Below are 1,131 nucleotides of genomic sequence, written 5' to 3' on the forward strand. Positions count from 1 at the left end.
TGTGATGCCCAGCCAGGTTGTTCAACCTGGTGATGGGTGCGGCCTTCCCGATTGCTGAGTGGGGTCGGTGATGGTTGTACTCGTGGACCCATCCTGGCAGAGCGGCCAGGCGGGCTGACTCGGAGTTGTAGAACTTCTTGAACGCCCAGCCCTCGGCCAGGGTGCGGTGGAAACGCTCGATCTTCCCGTTGGTCTGGGGCCGGTAGGGCCGGGTCCTCTTCGGTGTGATGTCTAGATCGGCGCACGTGTCGCGCCACAGGTGGGACCGGTAGCAGCTGCCGTTGTCGCTGAGCACCCGTTTCACGGTGACGCCACGTTCGGCGAACCAGGCGACCGCGTTCTTGAGGACCTCGGTCGCGGTCTCCTTGGTCTCGTCGTCATGGGCCTCGACGTAGGCGAGGCGGGAGTGGTCGTCGATGACGGTGTGCAGGTAGCAGGTCCCGATCAGTGGTTGGGAGTGTTTGTTCTTCGGGCCGCCGGTACGTACCGCGGTCGCGGAGCGGTTCTTGTCGCCCTGGTGCTTGCCCACGTACCGCCAGCCGCCCCCGTCGGGGATTCGGCCGAGTTTCTTGACGTCGACGTGGATCAGGTCGCCGGGTGCCTCGTGCTCGTAGCGGCGGATCGGTTCACCGGTGGCGCGGTCGATGTGGGTGAGCCGGTTGAGCCGGCAGCGGACCAGGACCGCGTGCACGGTCGAGGACGCCATGTTGAGCCGATCGGCGATCGCGACCGGGCCGAGGCGCTGCTTCCAGCGCAGATGCACGATCTTGCGCACCACCGGCGCCGAGGTCCGGTTCGGCTGGTGGCGCGGGGCCGAGGACCGGTCGTACATCCCCGCCGGACCTTCCTCGCGGTAGCGCTCAGCCCACTTGTTCGCGGTGCGCCACGAAACGTCGTAACGCTCGGCAGCACGGGCCGGGGACCAGTCGTGGTCAACGACCAAACGCGCGAGTCGGAGCCGGGCGCGTGGGGTCAAAGCAGCGTTGGCATGAGTAGCGTGGGACACGAAGGCCTCTCCTGGTGGCGGAACTGGTTCCTAGACAGCTCCACTCCACACCGGGGAGGCCTTCGTCCACCTACAAGTCAGATCGTGTCGTCGCAGGACTTCGACCAACGTGCCTGGACATCACA

At 66.2% G+C, this 1,131-nt stretch carries 1 protein-coding gene; it reads right to left on the bottom strand.

Annotated features, from left to right (window positions below; genetic code table 11):
* Positions 1-1,006: IS481 family transposase (locus ABZZ22_RS27020; RefSeq protein WP_354938671.1), on the bottom strand; the 1,006-nt coding region annotated here is incomplete at its 3' end.
* Between the last annotated feature and the right edge of the window lie 125 nt (positions 1,007-1,131).

Source organism: Nocardioides sp. NPDC006273 (genome assembly GCF_040613495.1).
Classification (GTDB): Bacteria; Actinomycetota; Actinomycetes; order Propionibacteriales; family Nocardioidaceae; genus Nocardioides.